General features: G+C 65.3%; 20 protein-coding genes and 1 pseudogene. 10 read left to right on the forward strand and 11 right to left on the reverse strand.

The genetic code is table 11. From position 1 onward, the window contains the following. Nucleotides 1-37: 37 nt before the first annotated feature. From C446_RS06680 to C446_RS06690, 3 genes are all read right to left on the reverse strand, one after another. A complete protein-coding gene (locus C446_RS06680) occupies nucleotides 38-793 on the reverse strand; it encodes a type 1 glutamine amidotransferase (RefSeq protein WP_006672319.1) in 756 nt (251 codons plus the stop codon). Between the two features lie 86 nt (nucleotides 794-879). Beyond that, nucleotides 880-1,704 carry an alpha/beta fold hydrolase gene (locus tag C446_RS06685; protein WP_006672320.1) on the reverse strand — a complete coding sequence of 275 codons (825 nt, stop codon included), beginning with the start codon at nucleotides 1,702-1,704 and terminating at the stop codon, nucleotides 880-882. 68 nt (nucleotides 1,705-1,772) lie between these two features. Next, nucleotides 1,773-3,263, reverse strand: a complete 1,491-nt coding sequence (locus C446_RS06690; protein ID WP_006672321.1) for a glycosyltransferase family 87 protein — start codon at nucleotides 3,261-3,263, stop codon at nucleotides 1,773-1,775. A gap of 187 nt (nucleotides 3,264-3,450) precedes the next feature. Between C446_RS06690 and C446_RS06695 the strand changes: the two genes are divergently transcribed. After that, nucleotides 3,451-4,380 (forward strand): hypothetical protein, encoded by a 930-nt coding sequence (locus C446_RS06695; RefSeq protein ID WP_006672322.1) that lies wholly within the window; start codon nucleotides 3,451-3,453, stop codon nucleotides 4,378-4,380. A 243-nt stretch (nucleotides 4,381-4,623) separates the two neighbouring features. On the opposite strand, the gene C446_RS06700 is transcribed toward C446_RS06695, so the two are convergent. The 4 genes from C446_RS06700 to alaS all read right to left on the reverse strand — a co-directional run bounded on the left by C446_RS06700 (nucleotide 4,624) and on the right by alaS (nucleotide 11,310). Beyond that, nucleotides 4,624-6,141, reverse strand: a complete 1,518-nt coding sequence (locus C446_RS06700; RefSeq protein WP_006672323.1) for a tripartite tricarboxylate transporter permease — start codon at nucleotides 6,139-6,141, stop codon at nucleotides 4,624-4,626. After that, nucleotides 6,138-7,106, reverse strand: coding sequence for a hypothetical protein (locus C446_RS06705; RefSeq protein WP_239639472.1), 969 nt, complete (start codon nucleotides 7,104-7,106; stop codon nucleotides 6,138-6,140). The genes C446_RS06700 and C446_RS06705 overlap by 4 nt, the downstream gene beginning before the upstream one ends. Nucleotides 7,107-7,278: 172 nt before the next feature. After that, nucleotides 7,279-8,331 carry a Bug family tripartite tricarboxylate transporter substrate binding protein gene (locus C446_RS06710; protein WP_193363527.1) on the reverse strand — a complete coding sequence of 351 codons (1,053 nt, stop codon included), beginning with the start codon at nucleotides 8,329-8,331 and terminating at the stop codon, nucleotides 7,279-7,281. A gap of 204 nt (nucleotides 8,332-8,535) precedes the next feature. Continuing rightward, nucleotides 8,536-11,310, reverse strand: a complete 2,775-nt coding sequence (alaS, locus tag C446_RS06715) for an alanine--tRNA ligase (RefSeq protein WP_006672326.1) — start codon at nucleotides 11,308-11,310, stop codon at nucleotides 8,536-8,538. Between the two features lie 359 nt (nucleotides 11,311-11,669). Between alaS and C446_RS06720 the strand changes: the two genes are divergently transcribed. Next, on the forward strand, nucleotides 11,670-14,063 hold the full coding sequence (locus C446_RS06720; RefSeq protein ID WP_006672327.1) for a PAS domain-containing protein: 2,394 nt from the start codon (nucleotides 11,670-11,672) through the stop codon (nucleotides 14,061-14,063). A 199-nt stretch (nucleotides 14,064-14,262) separates the two neighbouring features. Then, nucleotides 14,263-14,429 (forward strand): annotated as a pseudogene (locus C446_RS20450) (type II toxin-antitoxin system RelE family toxin); the annotation flags it as partial. A gap of 68 nt (nucleotides 14,430-14,497) precedes the next feature. Here C446_RS20450 and C446_RS06735 read toward each other — a convergent pair. Beyond that, nucleotides 14,498-15,505, reverse strand: a complete 1,008-nt coding sequence (locus tag C446_RS06735) for a replication factor C small subunit (RefSeq protein ID WP_006672329.1) — start codon at nucleotides 15,503-15,505, stop codon at nucleotides 14,498-14,500. A 131-nt stretch (nucleotides 15,506-15,636) separates the two neighbouring features. Between C446_RS06735 and C446_RS06740 the strand changes: the two genes are divergently transcribed. Both C446_RS06740 and samp2 read left to right on the forward strand, forming a co-directional pair. Continuing rightward, the gene (locus tag C446_RS06740) at nucleotides 15,637-16,797 is read left to right on the forward strand and encodes a bactofilin family protein (RefSeq protein WP_006672330.1); all 1,161 of its coding nucleotides are present in this window, start codon (nucleotides 15,637-15,639) and stop codon (nucleotides 16,795-16,797) included. A gap of 50 nt (nucleotides 16,798-16,847) precedes the next feature. Beyond that, complete coding sequence (gene samp2, locus C446_RS06745) at nucleotides 16,848-17,075, forward strand: ubiquitin-like small modifier protein SAMP2 (RefSeq protein WP_006672331.1); 228 nt, start codon at nucleotides 16,848-16,850, stop codon at nucleotides 17,073-17,075. Nucleotides 17,076-17,189: 114 nt separating this feature from the next. Here the strand turns inward: samp2 and ilvA are convergent, their stop codons facing one another. Continuing rightward, a complete protein-coding gene (gene ilvA / locus C446_RS06750) occupies nucleotides 17,190-18,434 on the reverse strand; it encodes a threonine ammonia-lyase (RefSeq protein WP_006672332.1) in 1,245 nt (414 codons plus the stop codon). Nucleotides 18,435-18,563: 129 nt separating this feature from the next. Here ilvA and C446_RS06755 point away from each other — a divergent pair, with 129 nt between their 5' ends. The 5 genes from C446_RS06755 (at nucleotide 18,564) to C446_RS17880 (ending at nucleotide 21,333) form a co-directional block, all read left to right on the forward strand. Then, nucleotides 18,564-19,082 (forward strand): GNAT family N-acetyltransferase, encoded by a 519-nt coding sequence (locus C446_RS06755; RefSeq protein ID WP_006672333.1) that lies wholly within the window; start codon nucleotides 18,564-18,566, stop codon nucleotides 19,080-19,082. A 162-nt stretch (nucleotides 19,083-19,244) separates the two neighbouring features. Next, nucleotides 19,245-19,556, forward strand: a complete 312-nt coding sequence (locus C446_RS06760) for a DUF7521 family protein (RefSeq protein ID WP_006672334.1) — start codon at nucleotides 19,245-19,247, stop codon at nucleotides 19,554-19,556. Beyond that, complete coding sequence (locus C446_RS06765) at nucleotides 19,553-20,047, forward strand: adenylyltransferase/cytidyltransferase family protein (RefSeq protein WP_006672335.1); 495 nt, start codon at nucleotides 19,553-19,555, stop codon at nucleotides 20,045-20,047. The genes C446_RS06760 and C446_RS06765 overlap by 4 nt, the downstream gene beginning before the upstream one ends. An 87-nt stretch (nucleotides 20,048-20,134) precedes the next feature. After that, nucleotides 20,135-20,695 (forward strand): SHOCT domain-containing protein, encoded by a 561-nt coding sequence (locus C446_RS06770; RefSeq protein ID WP_006672336.1) that lies wholly within the window; start codon nucleotides 20,135-20,137, stop codon nucleotides 20,693-20,695. A gap of 170 nt (nucleotides 20,696-20,865) precedes the next feature. Continuing rightward, nucleotides 20,866-21,333 carry an NUDIX hydrolase gene (locus C446_RS17880; protein ID WP_006672337.1) on the forward strand — a complete coding sequence of 156 codons (468 nt, stop codon included), beginning with the start codon at nucleotides 20,866-20,868 and terminating at the stop codon, nucleotides 21,331-21,333. Between the two features lie 153 nt (nucleotides 21,334-21,486). On the opposite strand, the gene C446_RS06775 is transcribed toward C446_RS17880, so the two are convergent. Together C446_RS06775 and C446_RS06785 are read right to left on the reverse strand one after the other, a co-directional pair. Beyond that, nucleotides 21,487-23,928 (reverse strand): ATP-dependent DNA helicase, encoded by a 2,442-nt coding sequence (locus C446_RS06775; protein WP_006672338.1) that lies wholly within the window; start codon nucleotides 23,926-23,928, stop codon nucleotides 21,487-21,489. A 156-nt stretch (nucleotides 23,929-24,084) separates the two neighbouring features. Next, nucleotides 24,085-25,059: a CPBP family intramembrane glutamic endopeptidase gene (locus C446_RS06785; protein ID WP_006672339.1), complete on the reverse strand. Its 975-nt coding sequence runs from the start codon at nucleotides 25,057-25,059 to the stop codon at nucleotides 24,085-24,087. Nucleotides 25,060-25,117 lie beyond the last annotated feature (58 nt).

Consider the following 25,117-nt stretch of genomic DNA (forward strand, 5'->3'; position numbering starts at 1 on the left):
GAACCGTGCGTGACGGATACGTCCTCCGTCCGACGCGTCAATCCGAGCGAGACGCTTCCGTTCCGGCGTCGGCCTCGAGCGTCGAGCCGGCAGCGTTCGCCGCCGACTCCGAACCGGTTCGAACCTCACGGACGTACCCGAGGAAGTTGGCGAAGACGAGTTTCGCTGGGCAGGCCCGGCGGTAGTTTTCCTGGGTGATTTCGGCGAGAATGGACTCGAGCCGCTCGTCGGAGAGTTCCTTCCGGTGGACTAGCTCTCGTGCGGTCTTCGAGTCGTACTCGGGGTGAAACTGGACACCGAAGACGTGGTCTTTCCGGAAGCCGTGGTTCGAGTACTCGTTCTCGGCGAGGGGGTCGGCTCCGGGTGGGAGATCCGAGACCTCGTCGGAGTGACTGGTGAAAGCGAGGAACTCCTCGGGAACGCCGTCGAACAGCCGCGAGTCGGCGGTTCGCTCGATGTGACTGTAGCCGACCTCGTAGGCACCCATGTCCTCGACGGTGCCACCTAACACGTCGGCCAGCAGCTGGTGCCCCCAACAGACCCCGAGAAACGGAACGCCGCGGTCGATCGCTTCGCTGACCCAGCCTTTGGTGGCGTCGATCCACTCCTCGTCCCAGTAGACCGAGGAGCGCGATCCGGTGACGACCGCACCGTCGTAGTCGTAGCCGCTAGGGACCTCGCCGTCGGTAACGTCGAACTCGGAGAGGGACGCGTCGAGTTCGCGCCGGAAGTTCCGCGTCGTGTTCTCGTCCCGATGTGCCGCGTTCAGGACGGCAATACGCAGTCGATCCATTGGGACTCCCTGGGTGCTGGACGAAAATAGGCCTTCGGGGACGTGCCGACGTTGCCGCAACTGGTGACGCCCGTTTCACCCCCGACTCAGTTCTCGCGGTCCAACTCCGCGTGCGCTTCGAGAAAGCCCGCGAGCAGGTCGTTGACCGTCCGGGATCGTTCGATCGTCGCGAGATGGCCTGCCCCCTCAAGCGGGACGAACTCGCCCCGCGGGAGTCCCCGTGCGAGGTCGCGGCCGGCGTCGGCGGGAACGAGGCCGTCGTCGGTCCCGTGGAGCACCTGCGCGGGCTGGGTCACCTCGACGAGCCACTCGCTCGCGTCGAACCCCTCGAGCGCGGCGACCTGTGCGTCCCAGCCGTCGCGGTCGGCGTCGCCGTCGACACGCCAGTCGACGACGCCGTCTATCACGTCCGGCTGTTTCTCGCGGAACTCCGCCGAGAGAGTCGTCTCGAGCGTGTTTCGCAGCGCGTCTCGGTCGTCAGGAGGGGCAAACAGCGACTCGAGGTCGAACGCCGACCCGCGTGGAGCGGTCCCGACGAGCGATAGGGTTTCGATGCGACTCGAACTCGAACTCGAACTCGAACTCGAGTCACGGGCGGCCGCCAGCGCGATCGTGCCACCGAGACCGAGCCCGACGACGTGGGCCGTCCGAACGCCGCAGTCGGCGAGAACGGCCTCTAAGTCGGCAGCCAGCGTCTCGAGGTCGTAGGGGCCGGGCGGGGCGTCCGAGCGGCCGGTTCCGCGAAGGTCCCAGACGACGGCCTCGAAGGGACCGGTCAGGGCGGCGTGTTGCCACCCCCACGACCAGCCGCCGAGGCCGGCCTCGGGGACGAAGACGACGGTCTCGTCGCCGTCGCCGTCGCCGTCGCGTTCGTAGAACAGGGAAACGTCGCCGTTCGATGCGGTCGGCATACCCGTCCCGACGGGCGCGGCGGGGAGAAAAGCGACGGTTTCGATCGCCGCTCGTCGTTACGAGTCCGTTACTCGAACCGCGCCCGCACCGTCTTCGCCCCGGTCTCGAGGTCGTGACGGATCGTCCGCCCAGCGGCACGGACATCGGCGACGCCGACCCCCTGGCGGTACTTGTAGAGCAGACAGGCTCCGAGCATGAGCAACAGTCCGTACAACTGGAGCGTGCCGACGGCGACGATCGGCTCGAGGATCGTCGGGAGCGGGCCGGGGTAGCCCTCGACCTGAGCGACCATCGAGGACGGACGGTTCGTGATGCTCGCGACGAGCCCGCCGACGACGAACAGTGTGGGAACGGCGTCCTCGAACCAGACGTACAGCAACGCGATCCCGGCCGTGAAGAAGGCGACGACGAGCGGCCAGTACGACCAGATCAGCGATCCATACCAGAGGTAAGCGACCGCGAGCAGCCCGATACCGAGGACGACCCCCTGGCCTCGGCGCTGGTCGTCGGGCTCGTCGTGCCAGACGTACAGCAGCGATACCCACGAGAAAAACACGAGCGCCAGGTAGAACCGCAGCGAGGACATGAAGATGACAGTCGCCGTCAGCGTCGCGTGGATCGCCACGAGGTGGTCGGTCCGAGTCTCGAGTCGGAGGAAACAGTACGCGAGGACGGCACCGAGCACGAGCGCGGCCGCGACCGGGAGGACGGCAGCCGGCGCGTCGGGGTAGACGTTCCAGATGAGATGAGAGAGCGGCCGCTGGATCGTCACGTAGTAGGTGTCGTCGGGGGCGTAGCCGCCGACGAAGTCGGCCGTGTCGCTACGCGGAAGCAGGATTTCGAAGAAAAAGCGGTAGAGCGTGTCGGGACCGAAGACGAGCGCGGAGGCGGCCAACCCTCCCAGACCGGTCGCCGTCGCACCTGCGATAGCGGCCCACGAGCGTACCCGAAGCAGGTAGAGGCCGACCAGCGCCGGGAACACCTTCATCAACGCGACCGCGCCGAAGAGGACGCCAGCGGTGATCTCTCGGCCGCGATCGAGCGCGAAAAAGCCGAAGACGATTCCGGCGGCAAGCAGGAGATTGATGTTGCCGAAGTTGAGCGTCCCCGTCGAGTGAACGCCGAGGAAAAACACGAAGATCGCCCCGACGTCGAGCCAGCCGAGCGTCAGGTCCCAGCGTTCGATATAGCGGACGATAGCGACAGCCGAGGCGGCCGAGACCGCGATCGTGATCGCGGTCAACAACAGGAAGCCGTGGAAGGAATCGAGCGCGGTGAACGGCACCCAGGTGAGGATCGTGATCGGAGGGTATAGATAGGTAAAGTGGTCACCGAAGCCGGGTGGAGTCGCCGTATAGAAGTCCTCACCGGCCAGCAACGCCTCGGCGGAGTAGTGGTAGACGTAGTAGTTGACGCCGAGACGGTCGTCGGGGCTCCACTCGAGTGGGTTGAACGAGAGCCCAAGAAAACTGACGTAGGAGCTGTAGCCGACGGCGGCCGACCAGAGGAGGACGAGCCACGCGCCGAGATAGGGTCGGGAGACGATCGGACGACTCATACGCTCGCCATCAAATGGATCGTATACGTTTTTTGTGGTTCGTGTTTCGGGCTCGAGGTCCGGACCTCGTCGAAAAGCCACCGACGCCCGAGGGCGTTCAGTACGAAGCCTCTTATCTCCGGGCACTCGTTCCTACATGATAGAAACGGCAAAAAGAAGTAATTGATTCCAGTTCACTCGGTCGAGCATGCACACACGGCGTGAGGTCATCCGACGGGGGGCGGTTGCTGCTACGGCCGCTGGGACCGGCGTGGTTGCGGGCTGTCTCGGAGCGGAGGAAACAGCAGACGTCGACGAGGCGTTCGAGCTACTCGACGAGAACTTCCAGGTCATCGGTGAGTTCGACGAACTCGAGGAAGAGGAACTCCCGGACCAGGCGGAGATAAGCGGCGTTAGAGAGCGGGCCGACGAAGCGGAAGCGCTCTTGATCGCGGCCGAGGATGGAGCCGAAGACGACGAACTCCAGGATGCGATCGAGCTTGGACTCGATCTCGTCGAGTTCCAGCGGGATGCAGCCCGCTTCTCCGAAGCACTGATCGACGCGATGAACGCTCTCGACGTGTTCGACGCCCGTCTCGCGGCGGACCAACACGACGAAGCTATCGAGGCAGCCGAAGACGGCCAGCAAGCCCTCGAAACCGCTAACGACGCTCTTTCGAGCCTGATCGACACCCTAGCGGAGATCGACGAAGACCACGATGCCATTCAAGACCGCGTCGACCTTCTCGTGAGCGTGGACAAACTCGAGACGGCCGACGACGAGCTGGACGTGCTCGAGGAGATCGTCAGTGCACTCGAGGGGATGGCAAGAGGGTTGCAGGCTTTCGAGGCGGGACTCGAGGCGCTCGAGGAGGAAGAGTTCGACAAAGCCGACACGCACGTCACGGACGCCAAAAGCGAGTTCGAAGACGTCGCCGACCAGTTCGACGAGCTGGAAGCCGACCCTGACGTGCCGGCTCACATGGAGGCAGACGTCATCGAACTGAACGCGGAGGCGACGGCGCTCAGCGATGCGATCGGACACTTCCAGCAAGCCGTCGAAGCAGCGGACGACGGGGACTGGGACGAGATGGACGAACAGCTCGACGCGATGGAAGCGGCAATCGACGGGCTCTGACAGCCGGAGTTGGCCACACTACATCCGCTGCAAGCACGAAACGCCGTCCGAATGGACAGACACGAATGGGACACGAATAGCGTGTTGCGGTCGGGTGGAAGGCGGGCTTTCTCGGGATTGTGGAGTCGAGTGACGCGATTCACGCCCGGTCGTCGGACTACGTCTGGCGGGCAATCAGAAACCTGTGATTTCTGATGACGGCGTCAACGCCGCCATTCTCTCGCTGCTTAAAAATAGCCACGCTCAGGACGACGCCTCGAGTCGGGTCGTAACCCACCGTTTCACGAACGGCCCGAACAGGATCGCGACGATCAGGAACGTCAGAATCGGCGCGAGCCAGTGACCGTACTCGAAGGGGTTGACGAAGATCATAAAGGAGCCGTCGGAGAGCTGGAGCGCGGTATAGAGGTTCTCCTCCGCGATATCGCCCAGGACCACCCCGAGAACGAACGCGATCACCGAGTAGTTGTACCGCACCATGTAGAAGCCGACGATGCCGAAGACGATCACGGTCAGGATGTCGATCGGGTTGATCCGGAGCGCGTAGGTCCCGAGGAACGAGAGGACGACGACCATCGGAATGATGTAGTCGGTATCGAGCTTCGTCAGGTACCCCAGCTGCGTCACCATCGAGAGCCCGAAGACGATGATCACGACGTTACCGACGAGCAACGCGAGCAACATCGCGTACGTAAGCTGGAGTTCGCCTTCCGGCTGGAACATGCTCGGACCGGGCTGGAGGCCGTGCATGAGCAGGCCGCCGATCAGGACGGCAGTCGAGGAACTGCCCGGAATGCCAAACGAAATCGCGGGCACGAGCGATCCTGCGACGGTGCCGTTGTTCGAGGACTCGGAAGCGATGACGCCGACCTCGTTTCCGGAGCCAAACGAGTCGGGATCGTCGGAGGAACGGACCGCCTCGGAGTAGGCGACGAAGTTCGAGACCGTCGCGCCCGCACCGGGGATCGCGCCAACGATCATCCCGATGTTAGCGGACTTGAACAGCGTAATCGGGTGTTTGAGCGTCGTCCTGACGCCCTCGGCCACCCCGTCCCAGCTGATCGTGACGTCGGCGTCCGCGATACCGCCTTTCTGGCCAGCGAGTTTCATCATCTCCGCGATCGCAAACAGGCCGATGAGGACGGCGACGAAGTCGATCCCGTCGTAGAGATACATCGTGTCGGCGTAGCGCTGGTCGAGCGACATCGGGGCGATGCCGACGGTCGTGACCAGCAACCCGGCGACGCCGGCGAGCAGTCCCTTCGCCATCGATCCGCGAGTGACCACCGTGATCATCGCCAATCCGAGAATCGCGACGAGGAACCGTTCCGGCGTCCCGACGGCGAGGACCATCTCGATCAGCGCGGGCGAAAACAGGATCAGCGCCGTGATCGTGAACAGACCGCCGATCGCCGACGCCGTCGCCGAGATCGACAGCGCCGTGGCTGCTCGCCCCTGTTTCGACATCGGATAGCCGTCGAACATCGTCGCCGCTGACGACGACACCCCCGGCGTGTTGATCAACACGGCGGCGATCGAGCCGCCGTACATCGAGCCGCTGTAGACGCCGACCAGCAGGATGATCGCGTTGATCTCCCCCAGCGGCAACGTCAACGGCAGGATGATCGCCATCCCTAGCGGCGGCCCGAGACCGGGCAACGCGCCGATGACGATGCCGACGAGGACGCCCGCGAGCAACCACAGCATCGTTTCCAGCACCAGCAGCGATTCGACCGCCCCGAAGAACGATTCGACCGTCACAGGACGATCACCGCCGCTCTCACCGCGATTCCCAGAGCGTCAGCCGCGTGGGCCGAGAGCCCGAGTAGCTCGAGCAACTCGTCGGGCGGTGGCAACTCCCAGCCGGTGAGCCACCCGACGGCGATGTCGTCCTGGATGAGGTCGTAGAAGGCGTACGCGACGGCGAAGCTGAGGACGACGAGTGCTCCGCCCCTGGCCGCGTCCATCCTGGCCCACAGGGCCCACGCGGCGACGAAGATCGGCGTCGCGTACAGCATCCCGATCGTGAACGTCAGCCCCATGTACCCGACACAGAGCAGGGCCGTGACGACAGGGCCACGCGGATCGTCGATGTCGTAGGTGTACATCGCCTCCGAGTCGGTCTCGTCGTCCGTCGCGTCGGGCTGGTCGACATCGGTGTCTACGTCGGACGCCGCCGTCTCGGCCGATTCGTCCGCCTCGAGGTGTTCGACCCGCTCGCCGCGTTTGGGCTCCTCGGCCGTGGGGGTCGGCTCGGACTCGAGTTCGTCCGTGGCTGGGTCCGTCGGGTCAGTTCCAGCGGCGTCGGGACCGTCACCCTCCGCCGTCGATTCGTCGACCGGTGTGCCGTCGTCGCCCATCACCTGCACGGATTCCGCGACGAACGATTCGACCGCAGCGCCGAAACGCTCGCGAAAGACGAGCGCCACAGCGAGCAGTACGAATCCGCCGATCAACTGTGCCGTGAACTCGCCCTCTCCCGTGTACGTCGTCATGCCGCCGTACAGGAGGTACACACCCAGAACCGCACCGACCAGTGGGCCGGCGATCCGGAGGTAGTTACGCGCGAGCAACAGCACGGAGAGGAGGATCGTTCCGCCGGCCATCAGCCGCGGGAACGTCTGTGCGGCCGGCGCGAACTCGCCGGCACCCCGATACATGTAGAGGCCGACGAACAGGAACGACAGCAACAGCACGTGCTCCATGGTCGGTCGCTCGCGAAGCACTCTCTCACCGACGTCGAGAACGACGTCGAACGCGACACGAAGACGACGGCGTATCGAATCTATCGTAGACTGGTTCCGTTCCATAGTAGCGACCTTCTCCCCCGGGAGGATGTACTCGAGACTCCTCCCGGAAGCGCGTTCCGCTCTCTCGTGAGAGAGAAGTCAACAGGTTTCAGTCTTCCGCTTCGACCATTTCTTGGAATTCGTCGAAGCCGCCGATGACGTCGTCGACCTGTTGTTCGATCTCGTCGACGCTGCCGACGTACTGGTCCGCGGCGTCGTCCATATCGCCGTATTCGACGATATTGCCGGTCTCCTCGGACCACTCCTGGGTGTCCTCGTGCTCGCAGGCGTGACGTACCGCGTCCGAGAGAGTCTCGCGGACGTCTGCTGGGGTGTCCGGCGGCGCGACCTGTACCTGGTAGAACTCCGTGATCCAAGCGAGGCTGTCCCCGTAGTCGGTGATGGGGTCGATCCCCGGGAACACGTCGTCGAGGTCGATGTCCATGAGGTTCACGACGGCGCTGGCCTCGCCGGACTCCTCCGCGGCGACCGCCGAGGTATTCGTCGCGAAGCCAGCGGCTACCTCGTCGGAGATGACCGCTTCCATCGTCGGGCCGCCGCCGTCGTACGGCACCGCGGTATCGTACTCCAGCCCGTACTCTTCCTGCAGTATCAACGTCGTCAGGTGGCTGTCGCTGCCGGCTCCCTGGTACCCGAACCCGCTGATCTCACCGTCGGCGTAGGCGTCCCGGAGCTCGTCGAACGATTCGATGTCGTACTGGTCGTTGACGATCAGCGTGTAGCCGAAAATGCCCGAATGGGCGATCGGCTCGAGGTCGTCGGGATGCCAGCCGTCGACCTCCTGGGCTCGCCAGGTGAAGCTCCATCCCGGCGGATTGACCGTTCCGAACGTGTACCCGTCGGAATCCTGCTGGACTAACCACTCGCTGCCGAGCATGCTGCCGGCCCCCTCGCGGTTGTCGATTTCGATCGATTGACCGAGCGGCTCCTCCATGTGGGGAGCCATCTGACGTGCGTAGGTGTCCGTTCCGCCGCCCTCACCCCACGGGATCATCCACGTCAGCGAATCCGTCGGGAAGTCGTCGCCGTTTGCCGGTTCTGTGCCATCGTCGCCGTCACCGTTTTCGTCACCGAGGCACCCGGCTAGCAATCCGGTCGCAGCCGTCCCACCAGCAGCTGTGATGAAATGCCGTCTCTCCATGATTCTTGTGGACATGTGTCATACTCCCATATAACGCTTTGCAAAATTCCACACATGGTATAGAGAAATCAATCAGGGGTCAACCGACGGTACTGGTGTGTAGCAAGACCCCGGCCTCGAACGGTTTCGATTCAGCCAAAAACGGACACGGCTTCGGACATCCGTTCGGAAGCGCAACGTCGGAACCCAGCGCCCGAGGCGTCCTCAGGCGTTCAGTACGTTCTGCAGGACGGCAGGCGCGTCCTCGAGGGCGTCGTCCAGCGCTTCGACGTCCGGTCCGCCACCCTGTGCGAAGTCCGGTGGACCACCGCCGCCGCCGCCGACCTTGGCGGCGAGTTCGCCGACTACTTCGCCGGCGTTGACGCCGACGCCGTCGGGAACGGAGACGACGAACTGGGCACCGCTCAGACCGCTACCGATGACGGCGATCTTCCCGTCCTCGCTGATGGCGTTTGCCGTCGCACGGAGTTCGTCCATGTCCGCATCGATCCGGTCGACGACGGCCGTCGTGCCGTCGAGTTCGACTTCCGATGCGTCGCCACCGCCGCCGGCCCTGGCTTCCGCAAGCTGTTCTTTGAGGTCCTCGATACGCTTGCCACGGTCCTTCCACTCCTCGAAGAATCGTTCGGCCGTCTCGGGGACCGCTGGCGGCGAGACATCGAGGATATCGGCGGCCTCGTAGAGGGCGTCCTCTTTGTCCTGGGTCGCCTCGAGAGCGGCCCCACCGGCGGCGAACGTAATACGCTCGACGCCGTCCTGGACGCGTTCGGTCGAGAGGACTTTGATCGAGCCGATGTCGCCGGTACGAGCGACGTGAGTACCGCCACAGGCCTGGACGTCTTCGTCGACGTGGATGAGCCGGATCTGTTCGCCCGGCGGGATACCCCCCTGATAGAGGTCGAAGCCGTGTTCGGCTTCGGCCTCGTGGCGATCGGGCCACTCCTGGGTGACTGCAGTGTTTTCCATCACGATCTCGTTTGCGACCCGCTCGATCTCTTTGATGTCTGTACGGGTGAGCCGCTCGTAGTGGCGCAGATCGATCCGCGAGGAGTCGACACCCTTCTGTGCGCCGGCCTGACGGACGTGATCGCCGAGTACCTCACGAGCGGCGTGGATGACGACGTGGGTCGCCGTGTGGTGTCTCATAAGCTGGCGGCGACGGGCAGCGTCGACCTGTCCGTTGACGAACTCACCCTTGCCGGGGTCTTCGTCGGTCCGGTGGAGGATAACGTCGTCCTCGATCTGGACATCCGTTACCTCGACCGTGGTATCGTCCGTCGAGAGCGTCCCGGTGTCGGCGGGCTGGCCACCGCCTTCGGGGTAGAACATCGTCTGGTCGAGGACGACGTCGTAGCCCTCCTCACGCTCGAAGACATCGAGCACGACCGCCTCGAACTGGGTGCGCTGTTGATCGTCGTAGTAGAGCTTCTCCGTTTCCGGGAGATCCCCGAACCGCGCGTCTTCGTCCTCGGTCATCTCCTCGACGGCCTCGGACGTGTCGTGGCGATCCGCGACCAGGCTGTAGAAGTCGTCCGGTACATCGACATCGGCACCGGCCTCCGCGGCGATCTCTTCGACCATGTCGGGCTGGATGCCGTGGGAGTCGTAGAGTTCGATCAGCTCCGCCCGGGGAATCGGTTCGCCTTTCTCGGCGTACTCCTCGGCGAGGCTCTCGACGCGACGGCCACCGCGCTCGAGGGTCTCGCGGTACTTCTCGACCTCGGTGCGAACGATATCCCGGACGGTGTCGCGGTTCTCGTACCCCAGGCGCTCGGCCTGCATGTCGACGAGTTCGTCCAGCGGCGCGTCGACGCCGACGTTGTCACAGAGCCGTTTCGTCCGCCGGAGGACCATCCGGGCGAGATAGCCGGTCCCGACGTTCGAGGGAACGATCCCGTCCCCGAGCATGTACGCGAGAGTCCGGCAGTGGTCGGCGATAGCATAGACGTCCTCGAGGGGTTCGACGAGGTCGCGAAGCTCCGCGGTGGAGACGCCGAGTTGGTCGGCGATGTCGTCGCGGGCGGCCTCGACATCGTCGACGTCGTCGATGTCCAGGTTGCCGGAGAGCCGGGCGGCACGGGCGACGAGGTCGGCTTCCTCTTCGGTGTGGTCGATCCCCGCGTTGTCCTTGAGGAAGTCGATCATCTCGGGATAGATCGCCTCGTAGACCGTCGGCGTCCCCTGGCTCATCCAGGTCCACCGCTCGAGGCCGTAGCCGGTGTCGACGACGTAGGTGTCCATGTAGGAGTAGGTGTTCCCGTCTTTGAGTTCGTACTCGCCGTCGGGGTCTTGCTCCATACACATGAACACGAGCGTCGCGAGTTCGAGGCCCTTGTAGATGACCTCGATCGCGGGGCCGGCGTTGCCGCCGCCGACCCAGGGGTCCTCGATGTAGGTGACGTCCGCGATGTCGGCACCCATCTCCTCGAGCAACGTATCACAGAGTTCGACGGTGCGGTCCTTCCAGTAGACCTCGCCCTCGTAGGCGTACTCGGCGTCGGCGTCCTCGCGGGCGTTGAACGCGTGGTGGGCCATCATCTCGAAGGCCATCGTGTGTCGGCCCGTCTTGCCGACGTTGTCGATGTCTTGCATCCGGATACAGGGCTGGCTCACGGTAAGCGGGTTGGCCGGCGGGGGCGTCTCGCCGCTGGTGACCAGCGGCTGGAAGTCGTAGATCGACGCCTGGGTCAGCAAGACGTCGTCGCGCCACCGGTTGGCCGCGACGGGGTAGGGGTCGATCCGGTCGTGGTCGTGATCCTCGAAAAACGAGAGAAATGCCTCCCGCATCTCTTCGAGGCTGTACTCCTCGTCGAAACCGGGGTTCCCGATGAAGTCGTACTCCTCGCACGGCGGCTCACCACAGGTCTCCCGGGTTTCGTCGCGCGTCCAGAAGTGGTTCCCACACGTAGGACACTCCTTGCGCGTAAATCCTTCCTCCTCGAAGTACTCGAGGCGGTACTCGTCCGCCAGTTCGCTCATTGTACGTGTGTTGACCAGCCAGCGCCTAAAACAGTTCCGCAACGTTCACACGTGGAGAACGTCGGTCTCGGCGTTGCGGACGGGCGGAGTGGAACCGCAAACAGGCCGACGCCGGGGCCGTCTCGCAGGCATTTCGAAGTAGGGCCGTCCGGAGACAGCGCCCGCGTCGACGGGTCCCACTCCTCTCGAGTGAGCCGGCGTCGTCTCAGATGCATGTTTTTCCGGGCCTCAGTTCAAATTTCTCTCTGTGGAGAAATGATAGTATCCAGATCAGGTAGAAATAATCGTCGGACGCGGCCAGAGAACCTTTACCCCGGTCTGACGGACAGTACTATAGACGATCAATTGGGAAGTCATCGATGGCACACTCGTCACCGCGTCCGCGTCCCCGCCCCCGAACACTCCTCTACGCGGCCACGACCGAAACGGCGGCCCGCGAGGGAGCAGCGGCACTCGAACGACGGCTCGTCGAGACGACCGACGAGACGGAAGCCAGCCGGGAACCGACGGTCCACCCGATCGGAACCCCCGAGCGGCTCCGCGAACTCGCGCCGGAAGCCGACTGTGTCGTGTTCGCCGAACGAGCAGAAGACCGCCGAGGGAACGACAATCCCGGGTTCGGACCGGCAAGCGCCGTCGACCTGCTCGAGGTGGCCGACGCCTGCGTCGAGACGCCGCTCGTGGTTTTCACCGACGACGCGTACAGCTCGACGATCGCACGGGCGGCCGGCGGCGTCGACGGTTACGTCCGTCGCGGGACCGACGACGCGATCTGCCACCTGGCCGACGAGGTAGAGAAGGCGTGTCACGCCGTCGCGACCGGGATGCAGACCGGGACCAGAACCGATACCCAACGAGCGACCGGGATGCAGACCGGGACCAGAACCGATACCCAACGAGCGACCGGGGAAAGCGTGGCCCCACCCCCGTCAGACCCGGCCGACGGTGACGGAGAAAGAGCCGGACGGCTCGAGGAACGACCGAACGCGCCGCCGGGGATGGACGCCCCCGACCCACCGGATACAGCCGACACCGGCGAAGCCGACGGCGACGACGAGTCCGGGGACGGCGAAACGAGCGGCGCGACTACTGCAGTCCTCGAGGCCGCGGCGCGAATCGCCGAGTGTCGGGACCGTGAACGACTCTTCGAGCAACTAATCGAAGAGGTAGTCGAGGTACTCGGCTACGAGTACTGCTGGATCGCGACGGTCAAGTTCGGCGACCTCGTGCCGCGGGCGACCGCGCCGGCGATCCCGGAGGAGACGATCGGCGAGACGCCGGTCCGAAGCCCGTTCGGGCGTGCGTTCCGGAACGACTCCGCCGTCAGAATCGATCTCGGTCTCCACGACGTACTCGAGCGACCCAGCGAGAACGCTCGGTCGCTGTACAGCGTGCCGGTCGGCGACGTCGGTGTGTTGCAGGTGGTCGTGGACTCGCCCGGTGACGCAGCCGAGAGGGCGAAACGCCCAGCCGCGAGCGACGGTGGGGCCGTCGAAACCGATCGGTACGCCCAGTCGAGCGACGAATCAGACCTCGAGATTCTCGAGTCGCTGTGTGAGTACGCCGCCACGATCCTCGAGCGCAACTGGGGCGAGCGAGGGCTGATCAACGAACGCGACCGCGTCCGTCGGGAACAGGAGCGACTGGAAGCCGAACGCGACGTACTGGCCGACGCCTGCACGCGACTCGAGGCCGAACGCGATCGCCTCCAGCGGGTGTTCGAGAACGTCCCCGATCCCGTAGTCAGGTACGAACTCGAGGACGGTCAGGCAGTGATCCGGGCCGTCAACGCGGCCTTCGCCGAAACGTTCGACGCCGATCCGAACGCGCTGATCGGCGAGCCGATCGCCGAGTACACCGTCCCCGATGGGCTCGAGGAGCGGGCCGAGACGCTGTCGGCGGCGCTGCGATCGGGCGACCGACAGCTGTTGATCCACCGCCGGGAGACCGTCGAGGGCGTCCAGGACTTCGTGCTGACGGCGGTTCCCCTCGAGACGGTCGTCGAGGAGGGAAGCAGTGACGACGAAACCGAGGACGGCGGCCAGCTCCTGACGGAGACCGGCCTGCTCGTCTACGACGACGTGACCGAACGCAAGCGCCGCGAACTCGAGCACGCCGCCGCGACCCACCGCCTCGAGACGATCACCGATCTCCTCGGGGAGGAGGTCGACCCGTCGCTGACCGTCGCCCGGAGCTACCTCGAACTCGCCGAAGAGACCGGCGAAAAGGAGCACTTCCGGACGATCGCCGACGCACACGACCGGCTCGCGGAGGGAGTCACCGCCCTCGAGACGGTCGCCGATACGGAGGCGGCCGAGCCCGTCGCCGTCAGCGACGTGGCGAGACGTGCCTGGGCGACCGTCGACACGGGCGACGCCCAACTGGTCACCGAAAGCGATCTCGTTCTCGAGGCCGACCGCGAGCGACTGCGGGAGCTATTCGAGTACGTGCTCGAGACGGCGGTCGACGCGGAGGTCGCCGGCGACGCCGAGTCGGAGCCGATCACCGTCACCGTCGGCGCGACCGACGACGGCTTCTACGTCGCCGGCGATCGGCCCGCAAACGAGGACGGACCGGAGGGCCGTCAGGAAGCGCCGACGCCGGGTCGACTCGACGGTGCCGACGGTGCCGGCCTCCAGCTCGATCTCGTCGAAGAGATCGCCGCGGATCACGGCTGGGATGTCGGCGTCGCGGAGGACGAGGACGGCACGGCCTTCGCGTTCCGCGGGGTCGACGCGCTCGATCTGGCCTGATCGGTGAGAAGAGCACTCGAGACTCCGGTCGCCACCAATTGTGACTCCATCGGAATTCCGAATCTGTCCTCGATACAGTTCTGTCCGAATACTGACCGATCGGAGCTATCCGGACGTACAGCGGGACGAACGATGTCGGTCGCGGAAGCGAGGGACCGACTCGGTATCGAGGACGACAGCGAGGAGTGATGGCTGAACGGTGGCTCACGAGATCGTCCCGACGGAGACGTGGGTGAGAGGCGAGCACAGTTCGAACGACAGGACGACGAACGGATTCCCAACGAGTGAGACGACATTGGGGAGTTTCCAGGCCACCTTCTCGATCGGTTGAAGAACCATCCCGGATACAAACTCCGAGTCGGTGACCACTTCGCCAGTCACTCTTTCCTGTCGAAACGGTCGGAACCGAAACCGAAGCTCCAAGCGGGAGCGTCCTACGAATCGAGCCCCTCGTCGGGGTTTTCCAGCGCCAGCGACGCCAGCATCGCCTCGAGTTGCAGCCGTTCGTTCGCCCCTTCCGTAATCCGGTAATCGACTTCACCCAGTCGCTCGAGCAGGCGCACGGTCGCCTGCTCGGGGATGTCGAACTCCCAGGCCGACCGGTGGAGCTGGTCGATGACGTCGCCGCCGGCGAGTCCGCGGTCCATCAGCAGGTCCTCCAGGGCGGCTCGCGCGGCGGTGAAGTCCCCGTCGATGGCGTGGTCGACCATCTCCTCGACCTCCTCGGGCCGGGCAGTCGAGGTGATCGCGAAGACCGTGTCCTCGTCGACGGTCTCGCCCATCACGGCCGCAGCCTGGAGACCGTTGATCCCCTTTCGCATGTCGCCGTCGGCCGCGTAGACCAGGGCGTCGACGCCGTCGTCGGTGAGCTCGATCCCCTCTTCGGTGGCGATCTCACGGACCTGCGCTTCGATCGCGTCGTCCGTCAACTCGGTAAAGCGAAAGACCGCACACCGCGACTGGATGGGATCGATGATCTGGCTCGAGTAGTTACACGAGAGGATAAACCGAGTGTTGCTCGAGAACTGCTCCATCGTGCGACGCAGGGCGGACTGGGCGTCGCTGGTCAGCGCGTCGGCCTCGTCTAAGAAGATGATACGGTGGTCGTAGCCGCCGAACGACGAGCGCGCGAAGTCCTTGATCCGATCACGGACGACGTCGATTCCGCGCTGGTCGGAGGCGTTCAACTCGAGGAAGTTTTCCTGCCAGTCGTCCTCGTAGACCTCGCGGGCGATGGCTTGTGCTGCGGTCGTCTTGCCGGTACCCGCCGGCCCCGCGAACATGAGGTGGGGCAGGTCGTCCTGCTCGACGTACCGCGTGAGCCGCGGCACGATGTTCTCGTGGCCCTTGATATCGTCGAGCCGTTCCGGCCGGTACTTCTCGATCCAGACTTCGGTCTTGCCGGGTGTCGGCTCCGCCGCCTCGGCGTCGGCCTCGCTCATACCGGCTCAACGCGCGGCCCGGAAATAAATCGACCGAAGGCCGCCGTCGACCGTTCGCCGCCAACTCCCAACGTCGCGACGCTCGTGTGACCCCACACAGTAATTTGTAACTGCTCGAGGTAGGTGCGAACATGTCGTTCGAACAACTACCGTCGAGATCGCGGACGGGGACGATCACCGTCGTGGTACTCGCACTGCTGCTCTGTGTGATGCCGGCGACGGCCGCGACCACCGCAACCGCCGCCCAGATGGGCCCACAGGCGGGCGCAACGGTCGTCGTCGAGGAGGGCGAGACCGTCGACGACCTCGAGGCGTTCGCGGGGACGGTCATCGTCGAGGGGACCGTCACCGGGGACGTAAACGCCGTCGCAGGTGACGTCCGGATCGACGGCGAGGTCGGCGGGGACGTCGAGGCTGCCGGCGGGAGCGTGACGATCGGTGGCGACGTGGACGGCAACGTCGAGGCCGCGACCGGCAGCCTCGAGATTCTCGACGGGGCGACCGTCGGCGGCACGCTCTCGGCCGGGGCCGGAACCGTCGTGATCGACGGGACGGTCTCGAACAACGTGGCGATCGGCGCTGAGACGATCCAACTGGGTGAGGCGGCCACACTCGAGGGCGATCTCCGGTACGGAGGCTCGCTCGAGGGCAACACCGACGCGGTCGCAGGCGAGATCGAACGCGACTCGACGCTTGCCGTCGGCGAAGAAATCGCGCCGACGATCCAGCCGCTCGCCTCGTGGCTGTTCTCGCTGTACGCTCTCGTGTTGAACCTGCTGTTGGGCGCAGCGTTGCTCGCGCTGTTTCCGCGGTTCTCAGCGGGCGTCGCCGATCGGGTCGCGAGCGATCCAGTGCGGACGGGGCTGCTCGGAGTGGGCGTCCTGATCGGCGTTCCGATACTCCTGATCGCCACCATGATCACGGTGATCGGGATTCCGCTGGCGGTGATCGGGCTGTTCGCGTTCCTGCTGGTGCTCTGGGTTGGGATCGTCTACGGGCGGTTCGCCGTCGCGGCGTGGCTGCTCTCGGTGGGCGGCGTCGAGAACCGGTGGCTCGCTTTGGTCGTCGGCCTCGTCGGGGGTGCGTTGCTCGCCCAGGTGCCGTGGATCGGTGGGCTGTTCAACCTGCTGATCTTCCTGCTCGGTCTCGGCGCGCTAGCCTGGGGGCTGTACGGCCACCGACGGACCGTTCGAGAGCGTCGGCGACGGGCTGGTCTCGACGACCACGACCACGATTACGACCACGAGGGCGACGGCGGGGGCGAGCGCGGGCCAGGGCCCGAATCGGGCTAGAAACTGACGGCGAGCGACGCGCTCAAGTCCGCGCCACCGTAACTGCGCCTATGCGCGTCACCGTCGACGTCAAGGGCGAAAGGAGCCACGAGATCGACCTCGAGAAGCTGGATACGGACCGTAGAGCGGACCCGACCTACGCCGACCTGCTCGGGGAAGTCGATCTCAGTCCCCACGAGGTGAGCGTCCTCGTCGACGGTCGTCCGGTGCCGGAGGACCAGCCCGTCGAGAGCGACGAGGTGACGGTGTTGCGGCTGATCAAAGGCGGACGGCAGTAGCGTCGTTGGGCAAGCGACTCACGGGTGCCCGGTACCGACAACGACAGCGGAGACAGAACCAGTCGGACTGTCGGACAGCAGTCGAGACGACGCCGGTCGTTCCGACTAACAGTTTCAGGCGTTGACGTGTTTGACTTCGTACCCGTTGTCCCGGATCGAACGGATAATCGCGCGGGACTGGCCCGCACCACTGGTCTCGATCTGGAAGACGAGGTGGGCCTCGCCGACATCGAGTTCCGGAGCCGACCGATCGTGGCGGACGTTGCGAATGTTGGCGTTGTGTTTGGCGATCAGGCCCGAAATCTCCTCCATCCGCCCAGCCTGATCGTCGATCCGTACCCGCAGACGGAGCAACTGATCCCGGTCACTCATCGCGTGAACCAGTACCGTCTGGAGCATCGTCATATCCAGGTTGCCACCACAGAGCAGCGGCATCACCGTCTCGCCGGTGACGTCCAGCTGGTCGCTGATGATAGCTGCGACCGAGGCCGCACCCGCGCCTTCGACGACCTGTTTCGCACGTTCTAACAGAAGCAGGATCGCCCGTGCGATCTCGCCGTCGGTCACCGTCACCACCTCGTCGACGTGGTCCTCGATCAACGAGAGAGTGAGATCGGAAATCCCGCCCGTAGCGATCCCGTCCGCGATCGTGTCGACCGACTCGAGCGAGACCGGCGTCCCTTTCTGGAGGCTGTCCGGTACCGTCGCCGCGTCCGAGGCCTGGACGCCGACGACGCGAGTCTCCGGGGAGAGTTCGGCGAATGCGGTCGCGATCCCCGAGATGAGCCCGCCGCCGCCGATCGGGACGACGACCGTATCGACCTCCGGCAGGTCCTCGTACATCTCGAGCCCGAGGGTGCCCTGGCCGGCGACGATCGCGGGGTCGTCGTAGGCGTGGACGAACTCCACGTCGCCGCCGTCGTCGGCGAGGTCGCGGGCGTGGGCCATCGCCTCGCGGAAGTCAGTGCCGACGAGTTCGACGTTCGCACCGTACTCGCGGGTGGCGTCGACCTTGGCCTGGGGGGCGCTGCGGGGCATGACGATGGTCGAGTCGATACCCAGTTTCGTCGCCGCGAGCGCGACGCCTTGTGCGTGGTTGCCGGCGCTGGCGGCGACGACGCGGTCGGTCTCGCCCGCTTCGACGATCTGGGCGATCCTGTTGTACGCACCGCGGGTCTTGAACGAGCCAGTCCACTGGAGGTGTTCCATCTTGAGGTGGACCTCGCCGCCCGTGAGGTCGTCCAGTGACGTGCTCCGTTCGACCGGCGTGTGTTTGACCACCGAGTCGTCGTCGAGGCGCTCGCTGGCCGCCTCGACGTCGGCGAACGAGACGGTGTCGGCGTCGGAACTGCGAGTCATCCGTTGGCGCAATATTTGCGCACAGGCAATAATGGTTCGTTCCTCCAGCGAGCACGAGGCGGAACGGTACCGGTACCCCGACAGTGCGAAAGCCGGACACCTTTGCGCCTACAGCCCCCACTCACGGACATGACCACGGACGCCCCTCCTGGCGATCGCCGGATCGCAGAACCGCCGTTCGTCCGCCCGGCCAGTCTCGAGGACGCCCTCGAGGTCAGGCGCATCCTCGACGCCGCTATGCTCGAGCCCGGCGACGTCGAGGCCCGGATCGAAGCCGACGACGTGTTCGTCGCCGGCGATCGGCGACGGGCGTGTGCCGTGTCCGAAGCCGGGGACGGGAACGACGACCCGGACGGGAACGACCACGACCACGACCGCATCGAACGAATCCTCGGGACGATCGTCCTCGAGCCCATCGACGGCAAGCGGGGCGCTCACGTCTCCGCGATCGGCGTCCGCCGGCGGCACCGAAACGACGGGATCGGCCGCCGGTTGATCCGCCACGCCCTCGAGCGCGAAGGCCGGCTCACCGCGCGGTTCGACGACGACGTTCGGCCGTTTTACGAATCGCTCGCGTTCGCGATCGAACCGCTCGACGATCGCCGCTATCGTGGGGAGCTCGTCGCCGACGCCACAACGTCCGAGTGACCACGTCCAAACGACGAACGGCAACCCCCTTCGTTTCGGACGGCTCGACATCGCGAACATGTTCACCGATAGTTCCACTCGAGTGGGAACCGGGGGGACGACTAAAGTGTGCAAACGGTGGACCGTCGGGACGAGACGGACCGACAAACCCCTCGAACATCCATGAACGAATATACGGCACTCATCGTGGCGGCAAACGCCGCGACTCTGGTTCTGGGCGGCGCAGTCGCGACCCTCGCCTACCGGGCGTTCCGGCGAACCGGCTCTCGAGCGCTGCGGGCGGTCACCGCCGGCTTCGGCTTCATCGTCGCCGGCTCCGGCATCGCCGGCCTCGCCCACCTCGTCGGCGGCAGCGTCGGCCTCGGGGTCGCTATCCAGAGTTCGTTTACCGCAGGCGGATTCGCGGTGCTCCTGTACTCGCTCTATACCGAGACCGCGACGAACAGGACCGTCACGATACGGGGGTCGAAATGAACTGCGACGACGATGCCGAGAGCGATACCGACGACGGCCGGACCGAAGAACCGACCCGCGTCGTCGCCCAGGGAACCTTCGACGTCCTCCATCCAGGTCACGTCCACTACCTCGAGCAGGCCGCCGCGTTCGGCGACGAACTCCACGTCGTCGTCGCCAACAGCGAGAGCGTCTCGCACAAGCCCGACCCGATCGTTTCCGACGACCAGCGCCGCGACGTCGTCGCCGCCCTCGAGATGGTTGACCACGCCCGGGTCGGCCATCCCAGCGACTACTCCGCGCCGGTCCGGGCCATCGACCCCGACGTGCTCGTGCTGGGCTACGATCAGCACCATGGCGACGAGGAAGTCGAAGCCATGCTCGAGTCGTGGGGCGTCGACTGCCGGGTCGAACGCGCCGAACCTCGCGAACCCGAGGAGGAGGAACTGCTCTCGAGCAGCGTCATCAGAGAGCGGATTCGCGAGCGACGAGCGCTCGAGCCGCTGCAATAGGTCAAACGAGTTTTGGCGGCTGTTAGGCGGCCCGAACACCCCATCCGTGGCGGTAGAATTATCCCGTCGTGTTACATCACCAACAGCATGAACGATCGACGGTCGTCGCGCGGTCGGCTCGGCCGGTGGCACGCGCTCGTCGAAGAATATACGCCCGACGGGATGGTGGGACGGCTGCTTCTTGGTGCAGGTACTGGGACGGTCGGTCTCTGGCTGGTCGCGGCCGCGTTGTTCGAGATTCCCCGCTGGGGGCTGACCCTCGCCGCAGTGTTGTGGGCACCCGCCCTGCTCGCCGCCGGCGTCCCGCTGTTGGCGTTCGCAGCCCTCGTCCTCTGGCCGGCCTACCTTTCGCTAATCGGTACTATCGAATCCGCCGGCGCGTACGATCCGGCCGAAAGCGGCGGGCCCGAGACACGCGGAGTCCCCGCAGCCGACGATGCGCGAACTGACGCCGACGACCCGTTCGCCGATCTAAAGGCGATGTACGAACGCGGCGAGATCGGCGAAGACGAGTTCGAACGGCGACTCGAGGCCCGTCTGCTCGACGGTGACTACCAGTCACCGCCAGCGGAGCCACTATCGGACGTGACGGGAACGAACGCCACAGGAACCAACTCCACTCGAGAGCGGTCGACCGAACGGGGCTGATGTCGGACCCGCGTCGCTGTCGAGCAGATACGATCACGGCCAGTTCGAGACCGGCAACGCCCACGGTGTTGAGTCACTGTTCGTCGTTCCGTACGGAGAACACGAAAATCATGGATAGAACGAAAATATGACACACATAACACTACCCAACAACCTCACCAGTAAGTAGTATGGAAACTACTAGGCATTTCACTGGAACAATTTATGTAGTCAATCGCGGCGCTACCGCGCTACATAATCACAAGAGTCTCGGAATCACGATTCCTCCTGGCGGTCATGTTGACCGGGACGAACTCCCACATGAAGCAGGCCTTCGCGAAGTCCGTGAAGAGATGGGGCTTGAACCGAGACTGATTGACGAAACTGAAGAAGTTTCCTCACCTGGGGGTAGAAAACTACCCCAACCACGCCATCAAATGCTCTACGACATTAATATCAATGAAGGAACCGTTGGACACCAGCATATTGATCACATCTACTACGCAACTGTTCCGAACCGTAATATTTCTCCGGAGGATGGTGAAGAAGGACCAGAATCATGGCAGTGGTATACTATAGAAGAACTTCAGAACAGTAACCTCCCGCCGGACGTAGTTCAGTTCGGTATCGAAGCAATCCAGGCAGCAGAAAACAAGTAACTTAGAGGAGATAGACGACGGCTCGCTCGAGGAACGAACACGCGAAGGTTACCGTTGGGACGAGCGAAGACTGGCGAATCGATCTGACTCGAGAACGGACGACCGAGCGGGACTGATTGCGGATCCGCGCCGCTGCCGCCTCGAGCCCCGACCCTACGACGAGTGGGACGACTCGAGTCGCGGCCGAATCCGGTCCAGCCCCATCTCGAGCATGTCGGGGCTGACGGCCTGGAACTCGCCGTCGTCTGGCAGGTACTCCCGCACCGAATCCCAGCTCTCGCGGGCGTAGCGTTCGTCGAGTAAGACCCGAACGCCGACGTCCTCGGGCGAGCGGATGACGCGACCGATTGCCTGGCGGGCCTTCCGGACCGCCGGGATGGTCAGTGCGTACTCGAAGCCGTCGCCGAAAGCGTCGTCGTAGGCCCGTCGAACCGCCTTCGTCCGTGGACTCGAGGTGTTGACGATCGGGACGCCACAGACGACCGCGGCCGCGAGCCGGTCGCCGCTGTAATCGACGCCTTCGGTCAGCGTTCCCCGCAGACTCGTCACGAGCACCTTCCCGTCGCCCGCGAAGAAGTCGCTTTTGAGCGACTCGGTCGTTTCGTCGTCGCTCGAGGCGTCAAGCAGGACGGGTTTCGCGAGGCGGTCCTCGAGGACGCCCGCAGCCCACTCGGCCTCGGCGTAGCTTGGCATCCCGACGAGGACGTTTCCCGGAAGGCGGCCGATCTTTGTGAGGGCGTCGGCGTAGTGGGTCCGGGTCGGGTTCCGCGAGCGATCGTCGCCCGCTCCACTCGATGCGCGTCGCGCCTCGCTCTCCGATCCGGGCCGACCGCGGTTATCGTAGGTGAACTTCGGCGCGGCGACGGCGAAGCTCTCGCGATTTTCGTCGGGGAAATGCAGGCCGTAGCGCCGTTCGACGACGGGACGGTCTTCCTCGCGGTCGATGTAGTCCAGGCCCGTCACTTCGGCGAAGGCGTCCATCGGCTCGAGGGTCGCGCTCATCAGGACGCCGCCGCCGAAGACCGCGAGCCGCTCGCCGATGGCGTCGCTGGGGACGCAGTTGTGCAAGGCGAGCCGGGCGTTGTAGGCCCGCCGCCAGGAGTCGGCTGGCTCGGTGTCGTCCCAGGTGCGCTCGAGTTCGATCTCCCGGAAGTAGTCGGTGTGATCGCGGCGGTACCACTCTCCCAAAACGCGGCCGACGGCCGGCGCGGCTCGCGTCCGCTCTTCGTCTTCGGCCTCGTTCAAAATACGGGCGACGACCGCGCCGACGGCTTCGACGCGGACCCACTCGGCGTCGCCGTAGCCGGCCTCACGAGCCCACTCCGTAATCTCGTCGTCAGCCGGCACGGCAGGATCGCGGAGGGGAATCTCCTCGTCGTCGAGGTCGTTCAGGTTCGACTGCCACCCCCTGTGGTTCCGGTCGAGGTGGGCCGTCACTCGTCGGTCGAGTTCCGCCCGGAGGTCCCCGACGAACTCGAGGGTCCGGTTGAGTTCCTCGTAGGTGACGTCGCTGTCGTTCAGTTCGGCGCGCACGAGGTCCGCGTCCGCGGTCTGTGCACCCCCCTCCGCACGACGGCCCTCGCGTTCGAACGTCACCGGCTGGATGACTCGCGAGAGTTCGGTTTCGGCGTCCCGCAGGGTGCGGTCGGCGACTCCGTCGCTGACCAGGTCGCGAACGCGGGGCTCGAGCATGTGTGCTTCGTCGCAGACGACGAACGTCGAGTCCTCGAGCAGGGCTCCGGTGAACGAGCCGACCGTCCGGGGATCGAACGCGTGGTAGTAGTTGCCGACGACGACCTCGACCTGGCCGAGCACCGCGCCCATCACCGAGTGTGGACAGGTACCGTTGCGGGCCGCACGAGCAACCAGCTCCTCCGGTGTGATCATTCCGGCCGTCGTGAAGTCGTAGGGGACGGCCTCGGCGGGATCGCCAGCGGCGTCTTCGCCCTCCGGCAGATCCTCGAGATACTGGGCGTAGAACGGACAGTACTCCGTTGCGACGCCGGCCGCCCCGCCGTCGTCGTACTCCGGCATGTCCCGGGGGTAGGGCGTCGGTTCGCCTGCGGTCTCGAGGTAGTTGGCGGTGCTCGAGCGGCCGCTGTCGGCCAGCCCGATCTGCTGGCTGCGAGCGCGTGCAGCGAGGTTCTTGGCGGTCGTCTCGCCACCCTCGCCAGTGAGGTCGCGGGTGCGATCCCGTAGCGTCTCACAGCGGTCGTAGACGTTGCCGTCGTCGATCCCCGCCGTACCCTCGCGGTTGTACGGGCAGACGTCGGCCTTGCCGACGAGCGTGAGTCCCGACACGGGCCGCCAGTCCTCGGGCAGGTTCTCGTTTATCGTCTCGAGGTCCTGTTCGAACTGACGCAGTTGCTGTTTGACGCTCGTGAGCACGAGCACGCGCTCGTAATCGCTGTCGGGGTCGCGCACGAGGTCGATCCCGGCGGTGAGCGCGAGCATGGTCTTCCCGGTGCCACAGGCTCCCTCGACGACGGTGTAGCCGCCTTCGCGGGCGGTCTCGATCGCGGTTTCGATCCCGTCGACCTGCTCGTCGTAGGGCTCGTCGTGGCCGAAGATCGAGCGCCAGTCCGGCTCCGTCATTCTTCGCGTACTCGTCGGTCGTCGTCCATAGCGTTGACGGACCGAACTCGCCGCGGCTTCCGATATAAACCCTCGCGTGAATCGGGACGGGGGTCGCTCGAGTAGAAGACGTGGTTCGACGCCACTTCGCTTCGAACAGCGAGAGAACCGCGCCGTTCACTCGTCGGCTGGTCGTCCGCTGTCACCGTCCGGACCCTCCGGGCCGCGGGCACGGGCCGGTTCGTCGCCGTCCGGTGTGTCGCCCCCGGCTGGAAGCGCCCACTCCCGCTCGAGCGCGGGCGTCCCGGTCAAAGCGATAGCGACCGCCGCGAGCCCGAAGACCGCGATGCCGACCGCACCGACGGGGTTGACGACGAGTTCCGACCCGCCCTGTGCGAAGACGATCATCGTCGTCGCGAAGGCGTTGAACGTGCCGTGAAACGCGGTCGGCGCGAGGACTGACTTCGCCCGCACCGTAACGTAGGTGTAGACCGGCGACATGGCGACGTTTGCCGCGATCATAATCCCGACCCCGAGGACGGGGTAGCTCGGGTAGTTGTATCCCTCGAGGATCACCGGTGCGTGCCAGAGCCCCCAAAGAACTCCGATAACCGCCGACGCGCCCCAGAAGCCAAGCGGCGCGAGTTCCGTCAGGAGGACGCCTCGCCAGCCGAACTCCTCGCCGAACGCGAGGACGGCGTTGATCGTCACCCCGAACACGACCGCAGCGGCGATCGTGACGAGGAGGTTCCAGGGCCACCCGGGCAGCGACGGCCCGGCGGGGGCTTCCTGCTCGGACTGCTGAGCGAACTCCGTTCCTTCGCCCGTCAGCGGATTCGCGTCGGGGACGAACTCGACGCCCGGCACCCCGAGTGCGACGGCCGTCCCGAGCAAAACGAGGACGATCGGAGCAACGACGGCGACGGCGAGCCAGCGGAGCCGGTTCCACGGGAAGCGAAGCCCCGCCGCCTCGAACGACGGCGGTCCAACGATACAGGTGGCGATCCCGGCAAGCATCGGCGTGAACATGTACAGCGGGGCGAGCGCGATCATGCTGATGTCGGTGATTGCCGAGACGGCGACGAATCCCCCGGACAGCGCCGCCAGCGAGCCGAGAAAGACGACGAGCGGTCGGCGATCCAGATCGGTCACGGCGGCGTCACCTCCGGCCGGAACGTGGCGTTCCCGCGAGGAGAATCGGGCCTGAGCT

The organism is Halobiforma nitratireducens JCM 10879 (assembly GCF_000337895.1).
In the GTDB taxonomy this organism is placed as follows: domain Archaea; phylum Halobacteriota; class Halobacteria; order Halobacteriales; family Natrialbaceae; genus Natronobacterium; species Natronobacterium nitratireducens.